The 24692-nt window shown below is 65.6% G+C and carries 33 protein-coding genes and 1 tRNA gene; 1 reads left to right on the forward strand and 33 read right to left on the reverse strand.

Features of this window, described 5'->3' with window-relative positions; translation table 11 throughout:
* Window positions 1-2 precede the first annotated feature (2 nt).
* The 26 genes from HSO01S_RS00580 to HSO01S_RS00705 form a co-directional block, all read right to left on the reverse strand.
* Window positions 3-365, reverse strand: a complete 363-nt coding sequence (locus tag HSO01S_RS00580; protein ID WP_066038646.1) for a hypothetical protein — start codon at window positions 363-365, stop codon at window positions 3-5.
* Window positions 362-817 (reverse strand): hypothetical protein, encoded by a 456-nt coding sequence (locus tag HSO01S_RS00585; RefSeq protein ID WP_066038647.1) that lies wholly within the window; start codon window positions 815-817, stop codon window positions 362-364. The genes HSO01S_RS00580 and HSO01S_RS00585 overlap by 4 nt, the downstream gene beginning before the upstream one ends.
* A gap of 28 nt (window positions 818-845) precedes the next feature.
* On the reverse strand, window positions 846-1649 hold the full coding sequence (locus tag HSO01S_RS00590; protein ID WP_066038648.1) for a hypothetical protein: 804 nt from the start codon (window positions 1647-1649) through the stop codon (window positions 846-848).
* A gap of 25 nt (window positions 1650-1674) precedes the next feature.
* Window positions 1675-2154: a hypothetical protein gene (locus HSO01S_RS00595; RefSeq protein ID WP_066038649.1), complete on the reverse strand. Its 480-nt coding sequence runs from the start codon at window positions 2152-2154 to the stop codon at window positions 1675-1677.
* A 10-nt stretch (window positions 2155-2164) separates the two neighbouring features.
* Window positions 2165-3034, reverse strand: coding sequence for a hypothetical protein (locus HSO01S_RS00600; protein WP_157078827.1), 870 nt, complete (start codon window positions 3032-3034; stop codon window positions 2165-2167).
* Window positions 3031-4158, reverse strand: a complete 1128-nt coding sequence (locus HSO01S_RS00605; protein WP_066038651.1) for a hypothetical protein — start codon at window positions 4156-4158, stop codon at window positions 3031-3033. Before HSO01S_RS00605 ends, HSO01S_RS00600 begins: the two co-directional genes overlap by 4 nt.
* Before the next feature lies 1 nt (window position 4159).
* The gene (locus HSO01S_RS00610) at window positions 4160-4960 is read right to left on the reverse strand and encodes a hypothetical protein (protein ID WP_157078828.1); all 801 of its coding nucleotides are present in this window, start codon (window positions 4958-4960) and stop codon (window positions 4160-4162) included.
* The gene (locus tag HSO01S_RS00615) at window positions 4953-7829 is read right to left on the reverse strand and encodes a phage tail tape measure protein (RefSeq protein WP_066038653.1); all 2877 of its coding nucleotides are present in this window, start codon (window positions 7827-7829) and stop codon (window positions 4953-4955) included. Before HSO01S_RS00615 ends, HSO01S_RS00610 begins: the two co-directional genes overlap by 8 nt.
* A gap of 31 nt (window positions 7830-7860) precedes the next feature.
* Window positions 7861-8190, reverse strand: a complete 330-nt coding sequence (locus tag HSO01S_RS00620) for a hypothetical protein (protein ID WP_066038654.1) — start codon at window positions 8188-8190, stop codon at window positions 7861-7863.
* Between the two features lie 32 nt (window positions 8191-8222).
* A complete protein-coding gene (locus HSO01S_RS00625; protein ID WP_066038655.1) occupies window positions 8223-8696 on the reverse strand; it encodes a hypothetical protein in 474 nt (157 codons plus the stop codon).
* An 87-nt stretch (window positions 8697-8783) separates the two neighbouring features.
* Entirely contained in the window at window positions 8784-9284 is a 501-nt protein-coding gene (locus HSO01S_RS00630; protein WP_066038656.1) for a phage tail tube protein, read from the reverse strand.
* Window positions 9281-9673, reverse strand: a complete 393-nt coding sequence (locus HSO01S_RS00635) for a hypothetical protein (RefSeq protein WP_066038657.1) — start codon at window positions 9671-9673, stop codon at window positions 9281-9283. The genes HSO01S_RS00630 and HSO01S_RS00635 overlap by 4 nt, the downstream gene beginning before the upstream one ends.
* The gene (locus HSO01S_RS00640) at window positions 9670-10089 is read right to left on the reverse strand and encodes a PDZ domain-containing protein (protein WP_066038658.1); all 420 of its coding nucleotides are present in this window, start codon (window positions 10087-10089) and stop codon (window positions 9670-9672) included. Before HSO01S_RS00640 ends, HSO01S_RS00635 begins: the two co-directional genes overlap by 4 nt.
* Entirely contained in the window at window positions 10086-10526 is a 441-nt protein-coding gene (locus tag HSO01S_RS00645) for a hypothetical protein (protein ID WP_066038659.1), read from the reverse strand. The genes HSO01S_RS00640 and HSO01S_RS00645 overlap by 4 nt, the downstream gene beginning before the upstream one ends.
* 9 nt (window positions 10527-10535) lie before the next feature.
* Window positions 10536-10940, reverse strand: a complete 405-nt coding sequence (locus HSO01S_RS00650; protein WP_066038660.1) for a DUF6093 family protein — start codon at window positions 10938-10940, stop codon at window positions 10536-10538.
* Window positions 10940-11332: a Gp19/Gp15/Gp42 family protein gene (locus tag HSO01S_RS00655; protein WP_066038661.1), complete on the reverse strand. Its 393-nt coding sequence runs from the start codon at window positions 11330-11332 to the stop codon at window positions 10940-10942. Before HSO01S_RS00655 ends, HSO01S_RS00650 begins: the two co-directional genes overlap by 1 nt.
* An 18-nt stretch (window positions 11333-11350) precedes the next feature.
* On the reverse strand, window positions 11351-11704 hold the full coding sequence (locus HSO01S_RS00660; protein WP_066038662.1) for a hypothetical protein: 354 nt from the start codon (window positions 11702-11704) through the stop codon (window positions 11351-11353).
* A gap of 17 nt (window positions 11705-11721) precedes the next feature.
* On the reverse strand, window positions 11722-12678 hold the full coding sequence (locus HSO01S_RS00665; RefSeq protein ID WP_066038663.1) for a major capsid protein: 957 nt from the start codon (window positions 12676-12678) through the stop codon (window positions 11722-11724).
* Between the two features lie 49 nt (window positions 12679-12727).
* Window positions 12728-13447, reverse strand: coding sequence for a hypothetical protein (locus HSO01S_RS00670; RefSeq protein ID WP_066038664.1), 720 nt, complete (start codon window positions 13445-13447; stop codon window positions 12728-12730).
* A gap of 70 nt (window positions 13448-13517) precedes the next feature.
* Window positions 13518-14804 (reverse strand): VG15 protein, encoded by a 1287-nt coding sequence (locus HSO01S_RS00675; protein WP_066038665.1) that lies wholly within the window; start codon window positions 14802-14804, stop codon window positions 13518-13520.
* Window positions 14779-16299 (reverse strand): phage portal protein, encoded by a 1521-nt coding sequence (locus HSO01S_RS00680; protein WP_066038666.1) that lies wholly within the window; start codon window positions 16297-16299, stop codon window positions 14779-14781. The genes HSO01S_RS00675 and HSO01S_RS00680 overlap by 26 nt, the downstream gene beginning before the upstream one ends.
* Before the next feature lie 14 nt (window positions 16300-16313).
* Window positions 16314-17930, reverse strand: a complete 1617-nt coding sequence (locus HSO01S_RS00685; protein WP_066038667.1) for a hypothetical protein — start codon at window positions 17928-17930, stop codon at window positions 16314-16316.
* The gene (locus tag HSO01S_RS00690; RefSeq protein ID WP_157078830.1) at window positions 17930-18304 is read right to left on the reverse strand and encodes a hypothetical protein; all 375 of its coding nucleotides are present in this window, start codon (window positions 18302-18304) and stop codon (window positions 17930-17932) included. The genes HSO01S_RS00685 and HSO01S_RS00690 overlap by 1 nt, the downstream gene beginning before the upstream one ends.
* A gap of 820 nt (window positions 18305-19124) precedes the next feature.
* Window positions 19125-19523, reverse strand: a complete 399-nt coding sequence (locus tag HSO01S_RS00695; RefSeq protein WP_066038669.1) for a hypothetical protein — start codon at window positions 19521-19523, stop codon at window positions 19125-19127.
* A gap of 8 nt (window positions 19524-19531) precedes the next feature.
* Window positions 19532-19927 carry a DUF3307 domain-containing protein gene (locus tag HSO01S_RS00700; protein WP_066038670.1) on the reverse strand — a complete coding sequence of 132 codons (396 nt, stop codon included), beginning with the start codon at window positions 19925-19927 and terminating at the stop codon, window positions 19532-19534.
* A 375-nt stretch (window positions 19928-20302) separates the two neighbouring features.
* Window positions 20303-20375, reverse strand: a tRNA-Trp gene (locus tag HSO01S_RS00705).
* Between the two features lie 369 nt (window positions 20376-20744).
* Here HSO01S_RS00705 and HSO01S_RS00710 point away from each other — a divergent pair.
* Window positions 20745-21614 (forward strand): hypothetical protein, encoded by an 870-nt coding sequence (locus HSO01S_RS00710; protein WP_157078831.1) that lies wholly within the window; start codon window positions 20745-20747, stop codon window positions 21612-21614.
* A gap of 86 nt (window positions 21615-21700) precedes the next feature.
* Here the strand turns inward: HSO01S_RS00710 and HSO01S_RS19695 are convergent, their stop codons facing one another.
* From HSO01S_RS19695 to HSO01S_RS00730, 7 genes are all read right to left on the reverse strand, one after another.
* Entirely contained in the window at window positions 21701-21928 is a 228-nt protein-coding gene (locus HSO01S_RS19695; protein WP_373280196.1) for a helix-turn-helix domain-containing protein, read from the reverse strand.
* Window positions 21894-22634, reverse strand: coding sequence for a hypothetical protein (locus HSO01S_RS00715; protein WP_157078832.1), 741 nt, complete (start codon window positions 22632-22634; stop codon window positions 21894-21896). The genes HSO01S_RS19695 and HSO01S_RS00715 overlap by 35 nt, the downstream gene beginning before the upstream one ends.
* Window positions 22635-22709: 75 nt before the next feature.
* Window positions 22710-23213 (reverse strand): hypothetical protein, encoded by a 504-nt coding sequence (locus HSO01S_RS18540; protein WP_157078833.1) that lies wholly within the window; start codon window positions 23211-23213, stop codon window positions 22710-22712.
* A 56-nt stretch (window positions 23214-23269) separates the two neighbouring features.
* Complete coding sequence (locus HSO01S_RS00720) at window positions 23270-23500, reverse strand: hypothetical protein (RefSeq protein ID WP_066038673.1); 231 nt, start codon at window positions 23498-23500, stop codon at window positions 23270-23272.
* Window positions 23500-23673 carry a hypothetical protein gene (locus tag HSO01S_RS18545; RefSeq protein ID WP_157078834.1) on the reverse strand — a complete coding sequence of 58 codons (174 nt, stop codon included), beginning with the start codon at window positions 23671-23673 and terminating at the stop codon, window positions 23500-23502. Before HSO01S_RS18545 ends, HSO01S_RS00720 begins: the two co-directional genes overlap by 1 nt.
* Entirely contained in the window at window positions 23673-24440 is a 768-nt protein-coding gene (locus HSO01S_RS00725; protein ID WP_157078835.1) for a hypothetical protein, read from the reverse strand. The genes HSO01S_RS18545 and HSO01S_RS00725 overlap by 1 nt, the downstream gene beginning before the upstream one ends.
* Window positions 24437-24637: a helix-turn-helix transcriptional regulator gene (locus HSO01S_RS00730; RefSeq protein ID WP_245635837.1), complete on the reverse strand. Its 201-nt coding sequence runs from the start codon at window positions 24635-24637 to the stop codon at window positions 24437-24439. The genes HSO01S_RS00725 and HSO01S_RS00730 overlap by 4 nt, the downstream gene beginning before the upstream one ends.
* Between the last annotated feature and the right edge of the window lie 55 nt (window positions 24638-24692).

Consider the following 24692-nt stretch of genomic DNA (forward strand, 5'->3'; position numbering starts at 1 on the left):
TTCTACTCCAGGAGGTTGGGGTTGAGCTCGGGGTGACGTCGAATCCACTGAGGCGGAATCGTGTCTTCGACCTCGCGGATGTCGGCGGGGTCGAGGTTGGGGCCGCGCGGGTCGCCCTGCCACTGGTCGGCGATGGCGCGGAGGATGCGGGCAAAGGCGGAGGCGCGCTTGACTGCGGCGTTCTCGACCTCGTCGAGGCGCGTGTAAACGCGTTCGAGCTCGGTCTTCACTCGGGCGTCGATGCGGGTGTCGAGCGCGGACTTAGCGTCCGCCTTCGTCTTGCCGCGGGTGCCGAAGTAGGTCACGAGTCCGCCGAGGACGAGTGCTGCAGCGCCGACGAAGGCGATGACGATTTCCGGGGTCACTTCTGGGCTCCCTCAGCTCGACGCTCTTTCAGCTCCTCGCCGAGCAGATTGAGGCGGAAGAATGCCAGCGGCAGACCCCACGTGAGCATCCCGACCACGAACAGGTTCGGTGTTGCTGACTCGGAGAAGATCAGGATGGTCGTGACGTACCCGGCCACGAGGGCAACGAGCAAGATCTTCCCGACCATCTCGACGGGCCAGAGCCGGGGGAACGCTACGCCCGCCAGGCAGACTGTCGCGATGATCGTCATGAAGACGCCGAGGGTGTCGACCACGAAGGGAGCGAAAAGCCGGTTCAGGATGGTCGACCCGTACATGATGGCCTGCAACCCGGCGAAGATCGCGATGATGTCGTAGAGCGGCAACCACACCCGCTTCAGGTTGCGGTACTTCCACTCGTCCGGCGGGATGGCTCCGCGGGCCCAAATGGACGCAGCGATGAGTCTGCGCATCGTTCCCCCTCTCAGGGCTTGAGGGGGTTCAGGCCGCGGTCTGCAGCGGGATGATCGACTTGATCTGCTCGAGGAAGTTGGTCGTGACCGACTCGAGCTGCACCGTCTGCGACCCGCCATGGAGCGCGGCGAAAGCGACGAACTCGTTGCCGTGCACGGGGATGTAGAGCTTCTCGTCGGGGCGGTCGGGGAAGGCCCAGCGGAGGGTCTTCATGGCGACGCCGACCATGACGGCGCCCGCGTCGGAGACGGGGATCTCGCGCCAGGTGTCGCCCTCGAGGATGGCGAGGATGCCGGGGCGGTCGGTGTCGGCGTAGAGGATGGGGACGGACATGTCGTTCTCCAATGCAGTGGTGAGTGGTTTCGGTTCTTCGACGGGGACGGGTTCGAGCTCGGCGAGCGCGGTGATCCCGACGATGGGGTTCCCGCCGTAGTCCTCGGTCCAGCCGAGGTACCCACCGCGGCGAGCGCGTGTGATCGAGGCGATGCTCTGCGTCGACACGGATGCGGCACCGGCGTAGTCGGTGGTGCGGCACATGCCGTCTCCGAGGGAGATGACGATGTGGCCGGCGGTGTTGCCGGAGGGGCCGGTTTCCCAGTAGCAGGGGACGCCGGCGGGCGGGTACTCGTCGCCGGGGTGCTGGTGCTGGGAGTAGTAGTAACCGTCCTTCGCCTCGGTCCAGGCGCCGTTCGGCGGTCCGCCGTTGTTGCCGAGCTTCGACCCGGGGCGTCCCATGGCGAAGTCGACGAAGTCGAGGCAGAGCCCGGAGCCGCGCCAGCGCGTGGTGCTCATGGCTCGGGCGATTGATGCGGTGGGGTCGACGATTGTCATCGCGAGTTCCTCTCGGTTGCGGGCGTTACTGCATACCCATGGCGATGGCGAAGTTCACGCCGCGGACGCCGACGTCGTTGGTGGTGTCGACGCGGCGGGCGCGGACCTCGACGTAGCCGGCGTGGAGGGACCAGACCATGAAGTCGGAGACCTTGTCCCAGGCGATGTCGCCGGAGTACATCGGCGCCACGGTCACCCAGTCCGGCGTGACCCCTAGGGGGTGAGCAACGGAAACGATCGAGGCAGCATCCGTGGTCGCGGCCACCATCTTGCCCCACGTCACACCGCGCAGCTTCCACTGGGTGCCGTCCCACTGCCGGCGGAACGCGCCGTTGTCGGTGTCCTGCCACACCAGGCCGGGGAACTTCTCCGCGGTCGGCAGGGCGGCCCGCTCGCCGGCCGTACCGCCGCGGTGGGACCACCCCTGCTTCGCGAACTGGGCGACGTTCGTCAGCTGCTCGGGGCCGAGCATCGGGTCTGCGTTGTCGTAGTCGGGCATCAGCATTGCGTTGCTCCTATGCTCGCCAGCGGATCGTCAGAGCGCCGCTGTTTCCGTCGTTGGCGGCGGACCAGATGTGGTACCCGCCGTGGTTCGTGCCGAGGCCTCGAGCGGCGCCGGTCTTGAGCGCATCCCCGAACGAGTTCGGGAGCGCCTTGTCGCCCGTCCCGCCCGGGACAGCGACAGCGGACGTGATCGAGGGCGGGCCGCTTTTGTCGGTCATCGTATGAAGGCCGATCGTCGGGTTGCCGCCCTGCGTCTGCACCGAGTTCACGAACACCGACACGGACAGGATCTCCGCGTTGTCGGGGATTGTGTCGGCGATGCCCGAGTAGAAGAACGCACCGATGTTGCTGTCCGAGCTGTACACGCGCGGGTTGAACCAACGCGACCCATAAGACCCGGAGTCGAACGGGAAGAACGTCTCCTGCCGTTCCACAGGTCCTCCGTCGGAGGGAACCTCGATCGGGCCGGGCTCCTCTGCTTCGGATGCTGGTTCGCCGTTCACGACACCGGCGGACCAGTCGATGATGACCCGGTCGCCGATGACGAGCTCGTCCGCGGAACTCAGGTACGGGAGCCGGTAGAACGCCCCGTTGTCGCCGGTGATGAGGACCTGGCCTGCGTCCGGCGCTTCCGCGACGACACCCCACGGGGAGCGGGCGACGGGGCCGAGGCACACCGGCTGTCCACCGACGTAAAGGAGCCACGCTTCCCACCCAACGGTGGGCCAGCCAATGAGGGGGGCGTCCTGGGTGCCCCCATTGATGTTGAACCGCCCCGTCGCGTTGACGACGTCGATGCTGGTGCACATGGCGCGCGTGACGTTCGCGAGTTGCCTCTGCGCGCCCGCGTCGGCTTTCGCCTGATCGGTTGCTCTGGTCATCGGATCTCCGCGGCTGCCAGTTCGTACGTCCACGCCGACGTCGGGGTCAGCGGGGCGGTGATCTTCGTGATCTCTCCGTCGACCTCGCGGGTGATGATCCCGCCGGCCTTCTCCTGGGCGCGGACGTAGTCGCCGAGCTCGAGGTGCGGCTGCGGGAGGGCGGTGATCTTCACGATCTTCGACTGCCGGGTGGACACGCGAGCGAGGATCGAGTCGGCGGCGTCAGCGAGCTTCTGCTGCGTGTCCCATAGCGGAGACGAGATTTTGTAGACGCGCCGCCCGTAGGGTCCGGTGACGCGCAGCGGGTCGCCCGGGTCGAGGATCTCACGCACCACGAACATGTCGTTGCCGCCAACCGAAGACGACACCTTCACGCAGTTGTACAGCTCGCTGGTCAGGGAGTCGTCCATGTCGATGACACCCTCGAAGGTGAACACCGGCTCGGTCGCCGTCAGCCATGTGTCCTTCGGCCGGCCCGTGAGAGTGCCAAGCCGCGTCATATGAGGGACGCCGCCGAGATTCGCGAACAAGGTCGTGAGTGTGTTCATGCGCTTGTCGTCGTACGCAGTCAGCGACGACGGGATGGTCTGGTCCGGGAGCAGATCGGAGACGACGATCGGCATCTCCGCGACCCGCTGAATTTCTTTCCACGTCGAACCAAGGCTCTCCGGGCGCGGGTAGTCCGGATAGACGAAGTCGTTTCCTTCGATCTTCGCGAACCGGTCCTGCAGATCGATCTGCGCCGACCACCCGATGACCTGCGCGCGCGACGGGTAGAACTTGAAGTACTCCCGCATCGACGGGACCTTCTCGATCCGCAACTGCCCGATCGTGGTCGCCCACTCCTGGTTGCCCTTCCGGTCGATGCGGTCGATGCGCACCTCCTGCCCGTACGGGGCAAGGACATCGCCCTTCCCCTTCGGGATCAGCGAATCGGAGTCCTTCGCCAGGAACACATTCCCCGAGCACTGGATGACCTGGTCGCCGTTGAAGTTCAACGTGCCACCACGCTCCGCCAGCGGGACTTCACCGCGGGACTGGCCGTCGTAGAACGCGTACGCCCTGTACTCCGCCTTGTGGGACGTCTGCAGCAGGTCAACGAGCTCAGGATCGAGGTTCAGCACGTCACACTCCCGGGGGGTTACGGATCGCGTCGAGCCACGTCGGGTAGGCGTCGATCATGTCTTGCCACGTCGGGAACGCATCGATGTACCGCTGCCACGGCACGCCGGCCATGCCCGCCTCGGTGATCGGCGACAACTGGTCGCCCTTCACCGCGAGCTCTGCGGACGTCCCGCCGAACTGGAAGCCGCCGAGGTGCTCGGAGTCCATCAGGTTGTGCTGGACCGAGGCGTAGAAGAGTGTCGGGAACGCGGGGCGCACGAACGGCGCCACCCGGAACAGGACGAATGACCCATCGAGGATGCTCACCAGGGCGTCGACTTGCTCCTGGGTGTCCGCTTTCAGGGACAGGTCCACGCCTTCGTACAGCCCGTCGGGGCCGGCGAGAGCGACGATGCGGCCACCGACGTTGTGACGCTCGACGCTCCTGGCTTTCGCGAGGCTCCCCGCGAACGTGTCCGCCATCTCGACGGCGATCGCGTTCTCCGGGTCGTACGGATCGGAGACCCACACGACGTTTCGCTCACCCCAGACGGTCGTCGTGGCCTGGCCGGTGCGACCGAGCTTGAACCCGTTGTCGTCGAACATGTCGGCGAAGTAGGTGAGCTCGATCGAGTGCGGTGCCCACAGGTCGCGGGTCGTGTAACCACCGGCCGCGAACGCTCCCACGGTTCCGGGCACCTCGGCGAGAACGTCCGCGGCACGCCACACCGTGACGGTCGCCGTGTCCGGGTGAAGGGACTCGAAAGTCACCTTCACCCGGGGCGACGGGAGGTACGAGGCCTCGAGCACTGGCTCAAACATCGGGCAACCATCCGTTCCCGTACGCGCGCGCCTCGCTCGCGTTCGCTGCGACGATCTGCTCCTGGATGATCGCGGTGATCTGCCGACCATCGACGTCCATCACGAGCGTCGCGCCGGCCAGAGAGACCTGGGGTGCGACGCTGACCTGTGTGCTACTCATGCCGGCGGAGGCGGGGACGCCGCCAAGGCGTTGCAGGGCCTCCCATGCGATGTCGCGGTTGCGCGCCTCCATCCCGGGCCGCCCGGAGATGAACGCTTCCCACCCGACTTCGGGCTCCGCGAACTTGTACAGGCTGCCGGCGCGGCCGTTGTACATGCCCTCGCCCGCGAACCCGCCATTGGCGAACGCTTCCGCCTCACGCAGGCCCTTCGCGGAGTAGTCGTAGAAGCCGCCGTCCGCGTTCCACGTCTGCTGCGGGATACCTCCCACGCTGCCGGAGTTGACCGCGTAGGACACCGCGATGGTGGCCTCGCGCGAGTTGATCCAGTCGGTCAGGGTCAGGACGTCGTCGCGCGCCTGCGCGGTGTTCGCCGCGACCTCGATCGCCTTGTACGACGGAATGCCGTAGACAGTGTCTGCGAGAGCCTGCGCCGCATCTGAGTTTCCAGTAAGCGATGTCAGCGTGTCGACGAACGTCTGCCGTCCTGACTGCAAGGTAGCGAAGTACTTGTCCGAGGCGTCCTTCGCGGACATAGTCTTCAGGTCCAGCTCAAACTGAGCCTGCGCTGCCTTTTGGCTAGAGTCGGCAAGGTCTGCGAACATGGCCGCATTGGCCGTGCCCTGCTCGGTGCCTTCCTGGATCGAGAAAATGTACCCTTCGAGGCTGCCGTTTGCCTTCTCGTACTCGTCCTGCTGACGCTTCACCTCATCAGAGATGCCCGCCAGGGCGGCCTGATAGTCAGCGTTTGCCCGGACCGCGTCCTGTCCAATCCCGTTGGCCTCGTTGATCTTGTCAATGAGTTGGGTCAGCGTGTCGAGCAGACCGGAGGCGGCGTCGTCCTGGCCGATGTACGCATCCGCGGCGTCCTGAACTGCATCGCGGTTCTTCTCCGTGGAGGATGTGCTCTCGTCCTGAGCTGCAGCGGAGTCCTGGTAGAGCGACTTCGCATTCTCTAGGGCCGTGGACTGCGAGCCGAGCGCTCCGAGCACCAAGCGGGACGAGGTGGTGTACTCGTCTGTCGTGACGCCGATCTGGTTGGCTCGACTCTGCCAGTCGCCTTCGTCGCCGAAGATGTTGTCCGGGTCGAAGGTCTTCTCGTTGACCTCGTCGATGGCCTTCTTGTTGCCTTCGATGGCCGACGTGAGGGTGCCGATGCTGATGCCCAGCTTGCTCGCCGCCTCGGACGCCGATTCCTGCTCGGAGAACGGCCCCCACCCGCCCTTCGCGGCCAGGTTCGAGGCGATGATCGCACGCGTGTTGCCGGTGACGGCGCCGGTGACGGTGTCGAGGCTCGAGGCCATGTCCTTTGCCTGCGAGGCGGCCTCTCCCTGCTGGGAGGCGAATGCTGCGAGTGCCGTGACCCCGATGCCGAGGGCAACACCCCACGGCCCGAGGAGGAATCCGCTCACCTTGCCGAGAGCGCCGCTGAGCTTGGTGAGCCCGAGAGCGTTCAGTGCGTTCCTGAACTCCACGACCTTCGGGACGGCGATGAGAGCCGCCCCACCAGCCAGGAGAAGCCCGCTGGTTACAGCGGCCGCGCCGAAGACGATGTTCGAGAAGACGGGGTCGAGCCCGTTGAAGGCGTTGATGAGATCGGTCGCTGACTGCACCATCTGGCGGAGGGTGTCGTTGGCGCCGGACCCGGTCTGGATGAGTGCCGTGTCGAACGCCCCGGAGAGCCCTTCGACGTCGCCCTTCAGGTTGTCGAGGCGCGCGGCCGCAGTCTCAGCTGCGTACCCCTGATCGTTGGTCGAGTCGATCCACCCCTGGATACCGGCTGACCCCTCTTTGTAGGCGACCGTCGCGGCCTGGATGCCGTAGGAGCCGAAGATGGTGGTGTTGTACGAGTCCTTCTCGGCCTGGGTCTTGCCCTGCAGCGACGCCTGGTACTCGCCGATGAACTGGGTGAGGGTCTTCGTCTTGCCGCTCTGGTCGTACAGCGACAGCCCGAGCTCGTCGAGAGCCTTCTGCGCCACCGACGAGGGCCCCTGGAGCGACTGCAGCATCGACTTGAACTGCGTGCCCGCCTCAGCACCCGTCAGACCGTAAGACGCCATGGCGGCGAGGAACCCGGTGGTCTCCTCGATCGAGAATCCGGTGTTGTTCGCGACCGTACCGACGTTGTTCAGGGCCTCGCCGAGGTCGTGCACGGAACCCTGCGCCTTGCCGGCGCCAGCCGCGAGAAGGTCCGCGACGTGCCCCATGTCGGAACCCTTGAGCCCGAACTGGGTAAGCGCGGACGCACTGGTCTCGGCGGCCTCCGCTACCCCCAGGCCGCCAGCTGCGGCCAGGTTTAGGGCGCCAGCGAGACCGCCGGACAGGATGTCCTTCGTCGAGATACCGGCCTTGCCCAGTTCCTCGACAGCGTTCGCCGCTTCCGTAGCGGAGTAGACCGTAGAGGCACCCGCGTCGAGCGCCGCCTGCCGGAGCGCCGACATGTTGGACTCGGTCTCGTGCGTCGCCGCGTTCACCTGTGACATCGCCTGGTCGAAGTCCGCGAACTTCGTCACCGCGAGCGTCAGGCCGGCCGCCATGAGGCCACCGGCGAGGAGCATCGAACCGCCGAGGAGGTTGAACGCTTCCCTCTTCTGAGCGAGCTTCTCGGCCTCTGACCCCGCCTCGCGGGTCTTCGAGGCCATCCGCTCGACACCACTGACGTAGTCGTCGACGATCGCGGTGTACTTGACTGCGTTGGTCCTGGTACCCAAGAAAGGCCTCCTCTTGAGTCGGACGCGGCGTCTACGCCGGCGGTTTGCTGCGGTAGCGCTTCACCACGGTCATGTGCTTGCCGTTGAGGTTCTCGTCGGGGTTCTCGGCCTTGAAACGGTCCAAGGCGTCGAGTTCGGCTTTCTCTACCCAGTCCGTTTCAAGCCCGGCGCCGACGAAGTAGAACTCACCGGCGGCGTTGGCTGGGTTCGCCTCGTTCGACATGGCTTCCTCGAGCGGGAAACCGTGGCGGTTCCGGAGCTCGTCTCGGCGGGACGCGAGCGCGAGGTCGATGTCCTGGCGGGTGAAGTCGGGGTCGTGCACAGTCACCGACTTCACGAGCAGGCCGGCGTCGTCGTACATGTACGTGGTGGCCTCGCGCCGAGGCCGGCCGGTCAGTCGGCTGTGGGAAGTTCCGAGCTCGCGGGCGAGTCGGAGTTCTTCCCGGAGGAGTCCTCCGACAGCAACGCTTTTTTTGCTGCCTTCACCCGCTCATTCGGGGTGTAGTAGTTGACGCCCCAGAAGACGGTCGCGAGCATTTCGAGGTCGCGACCCTTGAACTTCGCTAGGGCCCGCTGCCACTGCTCCTCGCTGAGTTCACGAACGGTCCCGTCGCGGAGCACGCGTCGGATGTAGTTCGCTGCGATCTTCTTGGAGGCAGCGTGCGCGTTGAAGCCCGTGCCGCTGTCGACCCTCGATCCCATGCGGGGAGGGTTCGTGGCGGTGAGGTCGTTGTACTCGTCGCCGGGCATTTGGAGCAGCCGGAACGTGATGAGGGTCTTCCCGAGCATCACGTCGAAGTCGACGTGCTCGGAATCTTCTCCGCCTGCCTCGTCGAGGATTGCGTCGAAGTCGTCTTCGTTGATCATGGTTGCCACCAGATTTCTGCCACCGGTACGGTTTGGAGCCCCGCCGGGCGCTCCGGTGGCGTGTTACGCCCGGCGGGAGTTGATGGGTCAGGCGACGAGGGTCTGCGCCTCGAGGTACCCGCCCGGCTGCACGTACAGCGACTGCGAGGTCGTGTAGAGGCCGTCGGTTGCCGGCGCGTCCTTGCGCTGCCGGCCACAGGTGACCTTGACGGTGTCGACCTTCTGGCCGACCGCCCACTCGGTGGCGTTCGGGAGGATGTCGCGGTACACGATCGTGCCGGAGACGCCGAGCTGCAGAGCCGCCTTCGCAACGTCCGCGACGGTCCCGAATACGTACTTCAGGGCGATGGGCCCGTACTTGGACGAGCCCGGCTTTGAACCCTGCACGCCCTGGGTGAGGCGCGGGTCGTTGACCTCGGTCTCCGCGATCGGGAACGACCACCCGTCGGGGGTCAGCGAGTACGTGATCAGCTTCGTGGTGTTCGCGGTCAGGACCGCGACGGACAGCGCGTTGTTGCCGTCCGGCACGAACGCGATCCGCAGGTTGTCGGTGGTCTGGACGGAACCGGGGGTGGTTTCAGTCGTCATGCTTTCTTCTCCTCTACAGGCGGTGCCACCGGACCTTCATGGGATTCCGTCGCCTGTACCGGCTCGGGAGTGCCAGCGCCATCGGTGACGCTGGAGTTCTTGGGGGCGTGATGCTCCTCGACGAGGGCGATCAGGTCGGCGCGGGACTCCGCAGCCGACGTGTCGAGCCCGAGCTGCTCGGCGTAGGTGCGCCACTCGGATTCGCCGGAGCCGGCGCCGGACTTGGGCGGCTCGATGGTCTCGGCGGCGATCACGGGGGGCCGCTGGTAGAACGACGTTCCCTCCTCGAGGGCGGTGTAGTCGTCGGGGTTCTGCTCGAACACGATCAGGGGGATGTCGTACTCGTTGCGGGTGTACCGGTCGAGGACACGCTTGTACTCGGTCGTCATGATGTGGCCTTTCGTGAGGTGAGGATGTAGTCCTCGTCAGCGAAGAAGAGGATCGGGGCGACGTCTTTGGCTCGGGTCGGCTCGTCTGCGCCGTCGAAGACGATGGGTGCGCAGTCGCGACCTTGGACAGTCGGTTTCTGACCGAGGAGGAGCGGGCGCACGACATCCGAGGTGCGGCGCACCCCGTTGGCGGTGGTCGCGACGATGCGCAACGCGATGTCGTAGGTGGCGTCCGAGTCGACGCGCTGACGCGCGGTGTACCGGTTGGATGTGAGCTCGCGGAGCGCCATCGCGAGAACGACGTAAGTGCCCTCCCGGACAGCGCCACCGTCGTCGAGGACCGTGTCGACTACGGTCAGTCGGCTGTCGGCCCGCAGCAACGCCTCGACGGCTTCGTAGTGGTCGGCGTCGCTCATACGTTCCTCGCCCTCTCGGACTGTTCGATCGCTATCCCGACCCGCTTCTCGAGCTCGGTCTCGACGAACTTCGCGGTACGAGTGATGGAGTCTCGGCCGCCGCCTGGCACTGGGCCTTCGAGAATTCCGAGGGAGGGCTGCAGCCCGCCGGAACCGGTCTTGCCTCCGCGGTCGAGGTTCGGGCCGATCTCTCCGCTGTACGTTCCTTCGCCGCCGACCGTGCCGACGCCTGTGAGGTCGAAGTCGATCGATCCGGCGTAACCGCGCGTGCGGCGTCCTGCCGCCTTGCGGGCGTCCGCGGTCCAGAACTTCTTGCCCTCGAGGCCTGTCTGCTGAACCGACTTCTGAACCTCTTTGGGCACGAGGTCTGCCAGGCCGGTGAGGTCCGCCGCGTACGCGAAGATGCTGCTGGCGTCGGCCCCGATGTCATCCGGCACGGCGACCTCCTAGGAGTACTCCTCGACCCGGTAACGGCGCGACGCGGCGAACGATTGCGCCCCTGCGAGTCCGGCGACGCGAACCTTCCGACCGACCAGCGACGGATCGTGCAGGGACGTGACCCACTCGAGGACGTCCCCGGGTCGGATCGCAGCGGACGCCGCGGACACGGGGAAGCTCGCGGTGGAGTCCTGGGAGATGATCAGCTGCGAGGCCGAGTCGAAGTCTCTCTGGATCGCGTTGACGCCCTTGGACTTGAACGGGCCCTCGTAGATCGTCTGCCCGCCGGCCACGTCGTTCTGGAGCGTGTCGTCGTTCCACTGCTTGGTGCCGCCGCGCAGCACCTTGCACGTGTCGGTCATCTGCGACTCGGCCTTCCGGCGGGCCTGAGCGGCTTGACTCGCGGTGACCATCAGCGTTCCATCTGGAGGGAGTAGATCCCGCCCTCGACGACCTGCGCGCGCGGGCCGAGGCGACGCTTCTCATCGTCGGTGAGGTACAGCTGCCCCGACGAGATCGTGGTGTCGATGGTCTCGTTGTAGGTGTCATCGCCCCACTGGCGTCGCCCGTCCGGGTTCCGCAGTTTCCGCTCGACCATCGACGCGAGCACGTCGACGACGTCGGCCTCGTCGAGGTGACCCGGGAGGCTGTCGTCAAGTTCCATACGGGCTTCGACGCCGGGGATTTCCGCGCGGACGATGTTCCAGGAGCGGTCCAGCCATGTGGCGGCCGCGGTGAGTTCATCGGCGGTGAGGGGGCGCTCCATGCCCTTCTTGACGTCTTCGACGCTTGCTGGGTTCGTCATGACGCGCCCCCTCTCCTGCTACTTGGTGACGACCGACGACTCGCCGGTCTCGATGTTGCGGCGGATACGGACGACGGTGCCGTCCGGCTTCGTCGCGTCGTACTCCTCGAAGCGGTCCTTCTTGGTGTCGCGCTTCGGCTTCTCGGCCTGCTTGACGGGAAGGACCCCGTTGACGGTGCCCTGCTTCAGCGCCTCCTGGGAGGGCTGCGGGATCACCGTGGAGGCGATCTCGGTCGGGTCGGTGGTGTCCGCCGGGGCATCGCCCGGGGCCACGGTCGACGGCTCGGTGACGTTGTCGTCGAGCCGCGTCTCGGTCGGCGTCTCCGCCTCGGTGGTTTCGGCGGGCTTGTCCGCCGTGGTGCGTGCTGCCATGATCGTTTCCCTTCTGGTCAGCCGTTGAGGATGCCGGTGAGGCGGGCTGCGGCCTGGCCGCCGAACACGCCGAGCCCGCAGTAGAACTCGATGCGGGTGCGGTAGACGGGCTGCGACTGCAGGAGGCCGAGGTCATCGACCATGACCCCGCCGTTCGTGAGGCCGGTGACGCCGCGGTCGGTCTCGTCCTGACCGAACTTCACCGCGTAGATCGAGGACGCGACGGACGAGGAGCCCTGCGTCTCGGTCTGCGGGAGGATCGCGGTCCCGGAGAGGTTCGCTCCGGGGTCGAGGACGGGGATGCCGTTCCACTGCAGGACGCGCTTGCCGGTGGCGTCCTCGCGGACGGTGTCGGTTCCGCCGATGCGGCGGCCGGCGGACCGGATCTTGGCCTGCAGCGCCGCGTTGGCGTAGATGGCGCCGTTCTCCGCGCTGATGCCGGGGACGGCGGCGAGGAGGTTGTCGAGCGCGTCGAAGAACGCGTACGAGTCGGTGCCGCCGTTGCCGACGACGGGGATGCCGTTGGTCGCAGCGGAGATGACCTGCGCGCCGGTTAGGCGCTTCTTCAGGCCATCGAAGGCCTTGGTGTCGACGGTGACGTCGCCGTTGAAGAAGGTGTCCTGGAACTTGTAGGACGCCGCCTTGACCTTCAGCGCGGTCTGGACCGCGCGCTGGTCGTTGAGGTTGCCGCGGGTCTGGACGATGAACCGGTCCACGTCGGCGTCGCCACCGAGGATGACCAGGGACTCCGTCTTCTGGTTCACGGTACCGGTCGACTCGGTGTAGGCCTCGTTGACGGCACGGAACGCGACGCCGGGGAGGGTGGCCTCCTCGTTGTACGCGTACGCGTTGCCCTCGATGGGCATGAGCGGGAGACGGTCGAGAACAGGCGACACCTGCACGAACGTCTCGATGACGCCGCGCTGCAGAGAATTCTGCGACAGGAGCGCGGACTGAGGGAGAGTGACAGCCATGGCGGCTGCCTCCTTTCAGGTTGGGCTCCTCCGCGGGGCAGGGAGCGATCTATTTCTTGGAGCTGTCCGCGTAGGCCGCCGCCATTCGCGGAGTGCCGGGCAGGACGTTTTCCGGCTTGTTGCCGGAGCCTCGGGCCCCGATGCCGGCGGATCGCCAGTCGGGGGTGTCGTCGTCGGGGTTCTTCACCAGGTGCGGCTTCTTCTGCGCGAGAGCTTCGAGGAGCTTCTTCACCGCGGCCGTGTCGACCTCGTCGTTGTCGTCGACGTCCACATCGGCGAGGGCGTCGGAGTCGAGGAACGCGAGCGCGTCCTTCGGGTCGTGGAAGCCGAGCGTCGCGGCCTGCTCACGCACCGCACCGGCGCGGAACTTCGCCGCGGTCTTCTCGCGGGCGTCAGCCTCGATCTCCTTGCGGAGCCGCTTCTCGATCGAGGCCTCGTCGGGGGCCTTGCCGGCGTTCTTCTCGTCGACGATCGCCTTGATCTCGTCGGGGGTGAGGCCGAGCTCGGAGTAGGCCTTGAGGTCAGCGCTGGCGGCCTTCAGCCGGGCCTTCGTGCGCTCGAGCGCCTGGACGCCGGGGGCGCCGAGCTTCTCGTCGCCGTCGCCGCTGTCTCCGTCTCCGGAGTCGCCATCGCCGCCCGCGCTGTCGCCCGCGTCACCGCCGGCGCCGCTGCCGTCACCTCCTGCATCGAGGAAGCGGAGCCTGGGCCGGTTCGGGACCGGGGAGAGGATGCCTGCGTAGGCGGGGGTGGGGACGGTGCAGATGGACATGCGGTATCTCCTTGCGAGATGGTGAGGTGGCCCCCTTGCGGGGCCGGTGATGTGCCGCCGGGTGGCGGGGTCAGAGGATGCCGAGGAGCTTCGCGAGAACACGGACTTGCTCCGGTCCTGAGGCGAGCTTCTCGATCTGTCGGCGGTAGTCGCTTTCGACCAGGGCTTTGAGCTCCGGGGTCAGCGGGTTGCGGAGGCTGTTCGCCGCGAACGGGTTCGAGCCGCGCTTGACGGCCTCCATGCGGAGGTACGCCGTGTGCAGTTTCCGTTCGGCCGCGGTCTGTGTCGCGGGCTCGAGCGGGTTCCGCACACCGGTGCGGATCGCCTCCCGGTACGCGATCGTGGAGCCCTTGCGGGTGCCGCCGCGCCCGAGGGCGCCTGCTGCGAGGTCGCCGAACTCGGATGGGACGTTCCCGCGCAGGTTGCCGCCGGCGACTTGCTCGCCGGTGATGAACCCGTTCTTGCCCATCAGCTCGATCGCCTCATCGCGCGTCCGAGCGGACAGGTAGATGTCGTCGATGGTCATGTCTGCAGGCGAGTCCCACTTCCGGGACTGCCACCCGCGGTTCCGGCCCGGGGTGCGTTTCAGTGCGGCGTCAGAGAGTCCGCGGGAGCGGACGTTCACGACCCGGTACATGTCGGCGCCGTCACGGATCGCCTGCGCGTCGTTCTTGCCGAAGAGTCGGTTCTGCTCAGCCTCCGGCATCCCGTGGAACATGGCGTACGGGTCCGTGGTGAAGTCGCCTGCCATCGACTCCGAGGAGGGGATGTGGCGGCAGTCGCAGTCCCGGTGCGCTTGGAAGCCCTGGTTCCAGCGGAACCATTTGCCTGCGAGCATGATGCAGAACTTGCAGGACGGCGGGTTCAGCATCCGCACCCAGCCCTGAACCTTCGGGCGAGCCGTGATGTCAGCTGCGACAGCCTGCCGGTTCGCCGACCGCACCGCGTCCAGGACGGCTTCTTGGAGCCACTGGCCACCGGCCGCTAGCGCAGCTCGGGAGGTTGCTCCGGAGCCGACGACGGTTTTGCTCTTGTACACCGCTCCTTGGAGCAAGTTCTCGAGCGGCCGCCCGTCATCCGTGGTCCCTTCGAAGCGGGCCGGGTTGACCCTGACCTGCGCGGGCGCGTCCTGCCCCGTCTCGGCGAGCACGAGGGGGACGTACGCCAGCCCGGACTCTGCAGCTTGACGCTGCCCGCCGAGGACCGTCGCGAACAGGTCAGCGGCGATATCCATGTAGGACAGGTCGAAGTTGTCGCCCATCCCCCGCCGCCAGATCCGGCCGGCCTCCGAAGCGGTAGCGACGGAGATGAGCTGCTGATCCTGGTAGTGGTCAACCGCCGTCTGCGGGAGCGCCATCGGTGTCCACCTGGGTCAGTTCGAGGGGCTGCTGGAAGGACCGTGAGGCTGCGAGAAGCCGGTTGGAGTACGACTCCTCCTCGGCCATCTCCATCCACCGGTCGACCTTCTGCTTCGTCGCGCCCGGGATCATCTCGAACGCGGCCTGCTTCGGGAAGTCGATCGACACGAGCTTGACGACCGCGTCGACGATCTGCGCGAACGAACGCGCCTCCGCGTCGGCCCACACCGTTTCCGAAGTGGTCGAGAAGTCGTCGCTGTTGCCCATTGCGTACCAGCCGAGTTCCGCGAGGTCCTCGTTGCCTTCACCCGCTGCGAGCTCGAGCTCCTGCACCAGCGAGGCCAGGGTCGACTCGGCGCCGGCGAGGGCATCCCCGGAGATGTTGGACATCTGCGACAGGAGGTACTGCGGCGGGATCTGAGCGATCGCGAAGAAGTTGACGACGAACTCCTTGTGCATCGTCACGTAGTTCGCGAGGTTCGACTCGGGCAGGTCGAAGACCTTCGTCTCGCCTCCCGGGAATGCGAGCAGGCGGTCGACGCCCACACGGCCCGGGTTGTTGAGAATCGGGACCGCGTTGCCGTTCGCGTCGACCACAGGCTCGCCGGTGTTCGGGTCGCGCTTGTAGAGGAAGTTTCCGTCCTTGTCGGTGGCGCGCGGGTCGAACCCGGTGACGATGCGCTGCCGGTACGCGGAGAACTGCATCGCGAGGAGCATGTTGAAACGGATCGTGTTGATCGCGTTCTGCGCGGGGATCAGCGAGTCGATCGCCGACCACGGGCGACCCTTCGAGTCCGGCTTGTAGTCGTACAGGGCGAACGGGGGCCGGCGCATCGGGTGGCGTCCGAAGAAGACGATCTCCCAGTTGCCGTATTCCCCCACTCCGCCCTTCTCGAACCGCGTGATGGTCTTCGCGTCGTAGACGATCGCGACGGATCGGGTGGTCGTCGTGTTGCCCGGCAGAACGAAACCGCTCGGCAGCGTGAGCGGCGAGGTGAGCTCGAACGTTTTCACCACCCACAGGGGCGTGAACGGGTCGTCGGGGTCCATCTCCACATGGATGCTGCCGAAGTCCTCGGGGCGCACGATCGGGCGCTTCTTGTCCGCCTTGTTCGGCCACACCGACGCGACCCCGCGCCCGTGGAGCATCATCGACGAGTAGATGAGCGCCTGCCGGCTGTCCATCTTGTTCGCCTGCCACACGCCGTTCCAGATGGCCTCGTCAGCCTCGTCGCCCTTGGCGGTGCGGAACGAGTCGACGCGCATCCGCTGGATCGGCGCACCATGGGCGATACCGATCCAGTTAGCGACCGACTGCTCCCGCAGGTCCATGTACTCCGCGTTCACGCCCTCAGGGGCGAACGGGAGGGCGTGCTCGCCGCGGATGTAGTCCTCGCGCAGATTGACCGCGGTCTGCTTCTTCGAGATCTCAGAGAGCCCGACAGCGAGACGCTCCCGAGCTTCCTGCTCCTGAGCGGCAGTGATGCGAGCCATGCTGCCCCCTAGAGCTAGTTGAATCCGAAGAAGGTCGTCGACACTTGCGGGGTCTTCCGCTTGCCGAGGTCGCCGGCGGCGATCGCGTCGAGGACCGCCTCGTGCGCCAGAGTCGACGACATCGAGAGGTCGATCTTCTGCTGGTCCGAGGCCTTGCCGAGGATGTACGTGTTGCCGGTCCGGGCCCGCTCGACCGCGTTCCGCATGTGGATCGCCGTGAACTGGCAGTCGTCGTGACTGAACTGCGACGTCTCGTTGATGATGTCCGTCTTGATCCGCTCGAGCGCCGCGTGCATCGGCTTCACCCGGTACGTGGGCCACTCGATGACGACCTTGTCGCCGTACTTGCCCTGCAGGTGGCTGATCTCCGACCCCCACAGCGGCGGGTCGAGGTAGGCGCGCACCACGTCGTAGTTCGCGAAGATCTCGTCCCACGCGGCCATGACCTCGGCGCGCGGCACCCGGTGCGCCGGCCAGACGGCCGGGTTCCAGATCGTTCGCCTCGAACCGTTGTGGTACACCGGCGTGAACTGGTGCTGGTCGAAGGTCTCGAGCCGGATGCCTGTCCAGTCGTCGACGTCCGAGCCGTCGAACCCGGCACACACCGGGACACCCTTCGGCCGGTCGCGGACCTGCAGTTTCGCTTCCCACTGGCCCGGCTGCAGCCAAGCACCGGAACCCATCGATGGGATGTTCCCGAAGAACCGGCCCGCCTGGTTCGGGTCGCGCTTGATCAGCTTCGCGGCATCCGACTCGATCCGCTCGAGGTTCACCCACCCTGAGACACGAACCCCGTTGCGGTTCAGCTTCAGCGCGGAGTCGCCGTAGACGATCTTGTGGATGCGCTGCCGGTCGGCCTTGTTCGTGTACGACAGGTTCACGGGGGCGCGGGTGTGGTCGACGTAGACGTCAGATTCGCCCGACTCGGCGAGTTGCTGAGCGACGCTGTTCTCCGCGAGGTTCCAGCCGTTCGTAATCAGCACCGCACGGCCACCTGTGCCAGCGAGGCCGCGGTACTGGGTGTCCGCCAGCCATTCGAGTTGCGAGCCACCAGGCCACGTCCCTGGCTCGTCCTGAGGGACGAACGTGACGCGGGCGCCGAGTCGAGACAGGGCCTTCGACGTGACCGGCTCGATCCACCCGCCACCAGGCAGGTTGATGCGAGTCTGACCCGTGTCCGGGATGACATCAGCCAGCGGGCCGAGGTCGATCATCGGAAGCAGCGCCTTGTAGACGTTGTCGGTCTGGTCCTCAGACGAAGCCGTCGGCTGAATGATCGCAGTCGGCCACGGTCGGCCCACCGGCTCCCCGTCAGCATCCCAGCCGGCGAACACGACGGGCCCGACAGCCTCAGCGCAGATCATGGCCGCGATGAACGGGGACTTGCCCCACTTCTGCGGCCTCACCAGCATCGAGCGGGTGTGCTGCCACGCTGTTTCCCAAGCGTGCGGGTTCGCGTCCGGCTTCAGCCGGTAGTGGTGAACGAGGAACGTCCACATCTCATCCGTGAGCAGGTACGGGTCGCCCGCGAACTCCCGGTCAGGGATGACGCAGTGCTCCTCGATCCACTCACCGACCTGCCACCCCAAGGACGGGAACTCACCGGCGTACTCGGGGGCACGCCACGGCATCAGCCGACGATCTTCAGGGCCGCACGCTTCGTGCCCGCCCGCGTCTGCTGCTCCGGACGCTCGTCGCGCTTCTCGCTGACCTCATCGCCGACGACCTCCCACAGAAGAGAGCGCATCGCCTTCGGGTTCAGCCCCAGCCGGTCCTCGAGCTGCCGGACCTCCGCGAGGATCGTGCCCTTCGCATCCGGCACCTCGACCTCAGAGAGCAGGAGCGCGTACCGCGCGACCGTGCGCGTCCACCCCATCCGCTCCCACGCCACCGACTGCGGGGTCTGCCAGAGCTCGACCCATGTCTCCGGCTCATCGACAGCCGAGATGGGCCATGCCGGCGCGTCACCAGTTCGACCCTCCGCTGGCAGCAGAGTCTTGCCCACTGCAGCGTTACGGCGACGTCGAGTAGCAGGATCTTTCGCTGCGGGACCAGGCATGAGATGACCTCCAGAAGCCTTGCGCTTCGATGACCCGGGGCGGCCTTGCGCCGCCCGGTTTGCGCCCGGACCGAGAACCCTCAAACCCGTACACAGCTTTTTTCCCATCACCGGCGGGGTTCTGTCCGACCGCGTCGAGGGGGTGCCCCCCAGGGGTGAGGTTGCCTCACCTGTGGGCTTTGCGCCCGGCTTCTGAGAGGTTGCAGTGCACGTGTTCTGGTCCCGTGTGGGCTGTGCGTTCGTTGTTGTGTCCTAGGTGCCAGTCGGAGCCGGTGGTGATGGGGTGACCGCATTTGGCGCAGGGGATGTTGCCTCGGGCTACCTTGGGTGCCCACTGGGCTCGGAGTCTGACGTGTGTGCTGTCGTATCCGCGTTCTGTTCGTGTGCCGCGTCGTCGTTCGTGTGTTGCGCGGTGGTGGGGGCAGCGGGTGCCTTGGGTCTTGTCGAACAGTTCGGGGCATCCTGGTTCGCCGCATACCCGGTAGGTCATGGCTTCCGCCTGTCGGTGCGTGCGTGTCGCGTCTGTCCTCGGTCACGTCGTTGTGGTCGGGGTGTGGCGGGTGGGAGTGGGGCTTGGGTGGGGAGCGTGAGGGGGGGGTTCGCTCAGGTGCCGGGGGTATCTGTTCCAGAGGGCCCTGCTGGTTCCGGAGAGGGGGTGGGGGTCTGCCAGTCGTAGAGCGGGGCTCCGAAGCCGTCGTATCCGATGACGTCGCCCACTCCGCACCGAGCGCATCCATCACGCCGGGTGGGAAGTCGCTGTCAGTGCTCATTTGCGGTCGTAGTATCCGAGGTCGTAGAGGCGGTCGACGAGCTTGGCCTCGAGGTCGGAGTGAAGGTGCGCGTAGACCTCGTTGTAGTGGGTGAGGATCAGGTCGGTGCGGATCTTCTTCGGCAGCGTTGATCCGTAGATGGCTGTCGCTGCGTGGTGCACCTCGTGGCCGACGACCTCAGCGCTGAGCGCGCCACGCCAGAGTCGGATGATGACGAGGGTGACGCGACCCGCTGAGTAGTAGGCCTGCGTGACTGCTGCGGCATCGGAGTTGTCGTTGCCGTTGAACCGGGTGGACGCTTCGCGCATCTCGTTGAGCTCGTCGTAGACATAGACGCGCACCCATCGACGTTCGCCAGTGCGGCGCGTCGACAGGCGGATCAGCTTGGCACTCATGGTGACGCCTACAGCCAGAGGATCGAGGCCGTGTTGATGACCAGGTGCACGGTGTTGTCGACGATGATCATCAGCCATGTCGACAGCCAGACAGGGGTAGAGGCGGCGTATCCGCCGTTGGCTTTTGCCTCGGCCCACGAGTACCGGAAGGACTTCGGCGCGACCTGGTTCAGCACCCATATCAGCTGCTTGACCAGGCGGAAACGATCGATGACTACGTGTGTGGAGCCGATGACCAGAAGCGCCACAACCGATGGTTGCAGGATGACTGCGTACATCGCCGTGTAGACGCTTCCGTGGATGACGGCCGGAAGCCACCGCGATGTCTTGGTATTGGCCATCCAGTTGTTCTGGAAGACGTAGTCGCCTAGCAGGTGCGCGAGCACGATACCGATGGCAGTCACATTGGCTCCTACACGGGTCGACCAGGACGGTGGTGGGCGAGCAGGTGCACCTACGCCAGCGGGCGATCATGGGGCCCTTCGCGGAAGGAAGTCACAAGGACCGCGTTGACTCGCCCACCTGTGTGCCCCGATGGGGAGGGGTTCGCGTTCTCGTCACCGGTGGGTTCGTATTGGGCCGGCCGGTGTGGACCGCGATCTTCTCAGCAATCCTGCGGGGCGCTTGTCGAGTGGTGTTCCGGTGAGGAACGCGAAGCTGTTGGGCTCGGACGCCAGCTATCCGACGACGTCCGAGGTACATTCGCGGCCGGTGCGCGCCTGGCTTGATGCAGCGTCTACGTGTGCCGTTCGACGCTGCGCGGGTACCAGGTCCCGTCGCATACCCGGCAGGAGTCGAACCTGCGACACCCCGGGTTGGAGCCGGGTGCTCTGGCCTCTGAGCTACGGGCATAAGCCGATCGCCCGAGCATCACGCCCGTACACAGCGACCGGTCGTAAAACGGAAAAAGCTCCGCGTTAGCGAGGGCCCTTCGTGAAGGCAGAGCTGGGGGAGCGCTAACTCCATGGGCGGGAACGCACTGCCGGGAATGGCAAAGGTCGGCGTCGGCGACCCAGCCATAGATCGCCTACGGCAATCGTAGGGACGTACTGGTGCATCGCTCTACCGGCAGCGCCGATTCGTGCCAAACGTCTGTGGCGCGATCTGCCACATGGTCCCCGCAAGCGCCGGTTGGAATCGAAACGATAGGCTCAGTTACAGGGGGTTCGGCGTACGCACGAAGCTGTGACAACGCGTCGACAGGGGTTCGAAAGGTACACCGTGAGAGAGACATCCATCGGGCTCGGAAGTATTCAGTTCCTCTTCACGGCCCTGCTCGTTTGCGTGCTCGTCTATCTGGCGCTCGGAGTCGGTGTAATCGCACTGGCTTGCTGGGCAATCTTCCATCTGGCTACGACCCGGTCAGCGGCCGTCGTGGTGCGAGCCGGGTCTGTCGCGGCGGGTGGGGTCGACGCGCAAGAGCGTGTCAAAGAGGTGACGAACATTCCAGCGCTCATCGCCGCAGGTCTCGGAGCGGTTGCTGGCGTGACGTTCCTGGTGGGCCTAACCTCGTGGCTCGGTGTCGCCCTAAGCGTGCTGGCTGCACTTGCCGCTGCCTACGCGCTTGTCGCTTCCACAGGTGCCTCAAGGGCTACCTCATTCGCGATGAAGGGCACGCTTGTGATGGGTGCTGTTCTAGCGCTTATTGCTCTCACGAACACGTGGACAAACGCCCCGATCACCCTCTACGGAGATCCCGCGGGGGAGCAGCAGGGCACGTTCACGACCATCGCTGAGTTCCAGGCTGAGCTACCCTGCATCGACGAGCCTCGCGTTCCAGCCGCAGGCGAGCAGAAGCTCTTCAAGATGGAAATTTCGTCCTTCGTCGCGACTGCGAGTTGCTCGATCTCAGACGACAAGGATGCGCGTGACGTCATATTCGTTCAGGCATCGAGCGCAGACGATCTGGAAAGAATCTTTGCCTCAGGCGTCATAGAAGCCGGCAAGCTCCATGACAACCAAATCTGGGTTGAGCGAGACGGCGCGATCGCGGTAGTCACGTCAGATGAGGCGTCGGGAGATCTCGCCCAGGACGCAGGGACGACATGGATCAGTCTCCGGGACGAGAAGCCTCGGCGATCGCAAGACTGAGACCACCGCACCACGGCACACCCGCGAGAACGACTGTCGCCCGCCGGCCTCCCAACTCGTCGTCTTTCGCGTCGCACGAGCTCGACCTACCGCTCCCATCTTGTCCGCACCTCTGGCTCGGCCAAGAGCACTGCCCTATATCTACTGAACAGGTCAGTTGCCCTGATGTACCGGCGCCCCTGAACACGCTGAGCGGGCAGCCCCATCCGAAGCCACCGCTCGATGGTGTCGCGGGACCGCCCGATCTCCCGAGCGGCCTCCGCGATTGTGAACCAACCATCAAGCTGCGGTGAAGAGATCCGCATACGCCCCATAGTCCTTCGGATCGACAACCCAGCGGCAGTGCCCGCACACCACCTGCATGTCTGTACTGTCACCGGCCGGTGGCAAGACTTTGACCTCCTTGCGCCCACACACGGGGCACTCACGGTTCACGGCCGCGATCACCGCACGCGGCTCGATCGGCCAGCGACCCATCAGCGGAAACACACCCGGGGCATCGTTCCAACCCCAGCAAAGGTCGTCATGGAACTCCCTCACGACGGGCAGGTATGCAATCGACTCAAGGTGCGTCGAGAACCAGCCCGCCATCTCGCGAACTAGATCGTGCGCGACTGCCACTGTCACCGGACGGAATCCCTGAACCTCTAGGAAGTTCGCCCAAACCGCCGGCCTCGGCTGTCGCACTCCCAACTCGCCCCCGATGACCTCCGTCCACGACACCAGCTTCGCGTACAGCGTGTCAGCATCATCTAGCGCCGCCACCGAGATCGGCAGCTGCGGCTCCGACCGCCCAGCCCTCGGCATCCCATCGCTCGAGCCTGCGCTCGGAATGACGTTAGCGCGGATGTTGGCCACGAGCCCCGGAACGATCGTCAACGCGTGGGAGAGGCGATAGAAGCACGAATCGCACAACAACCCATGCCGGGCTCCCATCACCAACGGCTCGTCCGACTCCTCGGCGCCGCGAAGCACACACCCCCGCACGCACGGCATCTCACTCGACTCAGATCTCGTCACTTCAATTCCTCCTCTGTCTCACACATGAACGAACCCTCTGCTTTCCCTCTGATCAACTCGACCGCCGGCCCGCAGTCACGACGCAACCCTTCCCGACCCAGGCACTACAACCGGCCACGAGGTCACTTTCGCCTCAGCTATCCCTTGCCTGTCCTTGCCTGTCCTGTCCTTGCCTGTCCTGTCCTCCTGCGACCCCGTGACGTCACGCGTGACATCCGCTGTGACGACCTCCGTGACTTTCGTTTTCCGTCGCTCTCTCTCGTTCCTTTTTCGCGTCCGATTCCCCGCCCGACGCGCGTTCACGACCTCTGCTAGTTCTTGTCCCATGAGCTCCCAATTCGGAACGAAGACGGTCCCCTCGTCGGGCGCCCACAGGCCCGCCTTGATGAGCTCGGCTGTCGTGGCTGAGTCAACGCCCTCAGGGTGGAGGAACCGCATCGCTCTGGGTGGAATCTTGCCGTCGGTGCCGGCTTCGTTGCTCCACATGAGCGATCCGGTGAAGGTCCGCCACGCGCGATCGGAGAGCCCATCCATGCGCGGGTCCGTGAGCCACCGTCCGGGCAGTCGTGCATCGGTCACCCGGTCACCTCCTCTCAGGGGGCAGGTGACCCAAATGGGTCACCTGCCCCGGTTGATTACTTCCGAGAGGCCCACTCGGTGAAGAAGTCCTCATCGACGTAGATCTCGGCGACGTAACTGAGGATGTCGTTGACCAAGTCGGGTTCAGGCGTGCCGGTCTTTTGGATGGTCTCGAGGTGGTGATCGATGATCGACAGGACGCCGATGAGAACGGTGCCGGCGGTAGTGTCGGATGAGCGCTCATCGGCATCCACGATGGAAGCGATGATCTTGGGATAGGTGAGCATTAGAGGCCTTCCTGGCGGACGATGGAGATGAGGTAATCGCGGCCGACTTCCTCGACCTCGGCGGATGCGAGGAGGAGGTGGCGGGCGCATAGGCTGGTCTTGATGTCGTCGGGAATTTCGCGCTGGCATTCCTCGCCGCGCGTCACGACCGTGCATAACTGCTTCCGGGCCATCAGGCAGCCACCGCCTCGGTCGCGTTGAGCTTCTCGCATTCGATCGCGAGCCACGAGATGTCGTTGCAGAGCGAACGGGCCACGAACACGTCGAGCTCGTTGCTGGCAACCTCAACCTCGACCTTCCACGGTCCGGCCGTCTCGCGGACCATCGCGAGTTCGTAGCCGGCCAGGTGCTTGATGGTGTCGGACCGGTGGATTACCATCGGCGTTCCGAGTTCGGTGGTGTCGTCGTACTCGTGCCAGGTTTCGGCGCAGCGGTCGTCGGTGCAGGCTGTGACCCGCCAACCATCACGGTCAAGCCACTTCGTGTCCGAGGTCCAACCCAGCCAGCCGGTCTGAAAGACTTCGCTTCCATCGCTCGAGTCGATGCGAATCTTGAGCTTGTCGAAGGCGGCGCACCAGGCCCGGCCGGCGCAGAAGTTCTCAACAGCGACTCGGATTCTCTCCAGGCCAACCGCATCCAAGCCGTCGGATGCGGTCACGATGATCTGCTCGATCCGCGTGTTGATAGTCAACACGCATCCCGGCAAGAACCAAGTTCCGTCGTCGTTGCGTTCGGGAGCGCAGATCCTTTTCGTCGAGACCTTTAGGACGATTTCGTAGTTGGCGAAGCGAGCGGCGAAGTCGACCTGCTCGGGGGTCATAGTGCTGGAGCCGGTGGTGGGTGATACTTTTGACACAATCTCTTCCTTCCCAGGTTCTGATTCGTTCCCCGGGGCTGTTGGCGCAGCTGCCGGGGATTCTTCTTTGGTGCGGATGTTCACGCTGAGGCCTGCTCGAACTGCGCGGTGATCCACGCGTCGATATCGGCTTGCCTGAACATGCGCCGGCCTCCGATGAGGGCGGACTTCGGGGCCTGCTTAGTGTGGATCAGCCACCGAAGCTGGGGTTCGGTCTTTCGCAGCTGCTCAGCCGTCTCTGCGAGAGTGCAGAGACGGATTGAAGGTGTCGTGTCCTGCAATTTCTGTCTCCTGACTGTTGCGCTATTGCAACGCGGTGCTCGATGAACAACAGAG

Origin of the sequence: Herbiconiux solani NBRC 106740 (assembly GCF_001571005.1) — a bacterium.
GTDB lineage: Bacteria > Actinomycetota > Actinomycetes > Actinomycetales > Microbacteriaceae > Herbiconiux > Herbiconiux solani.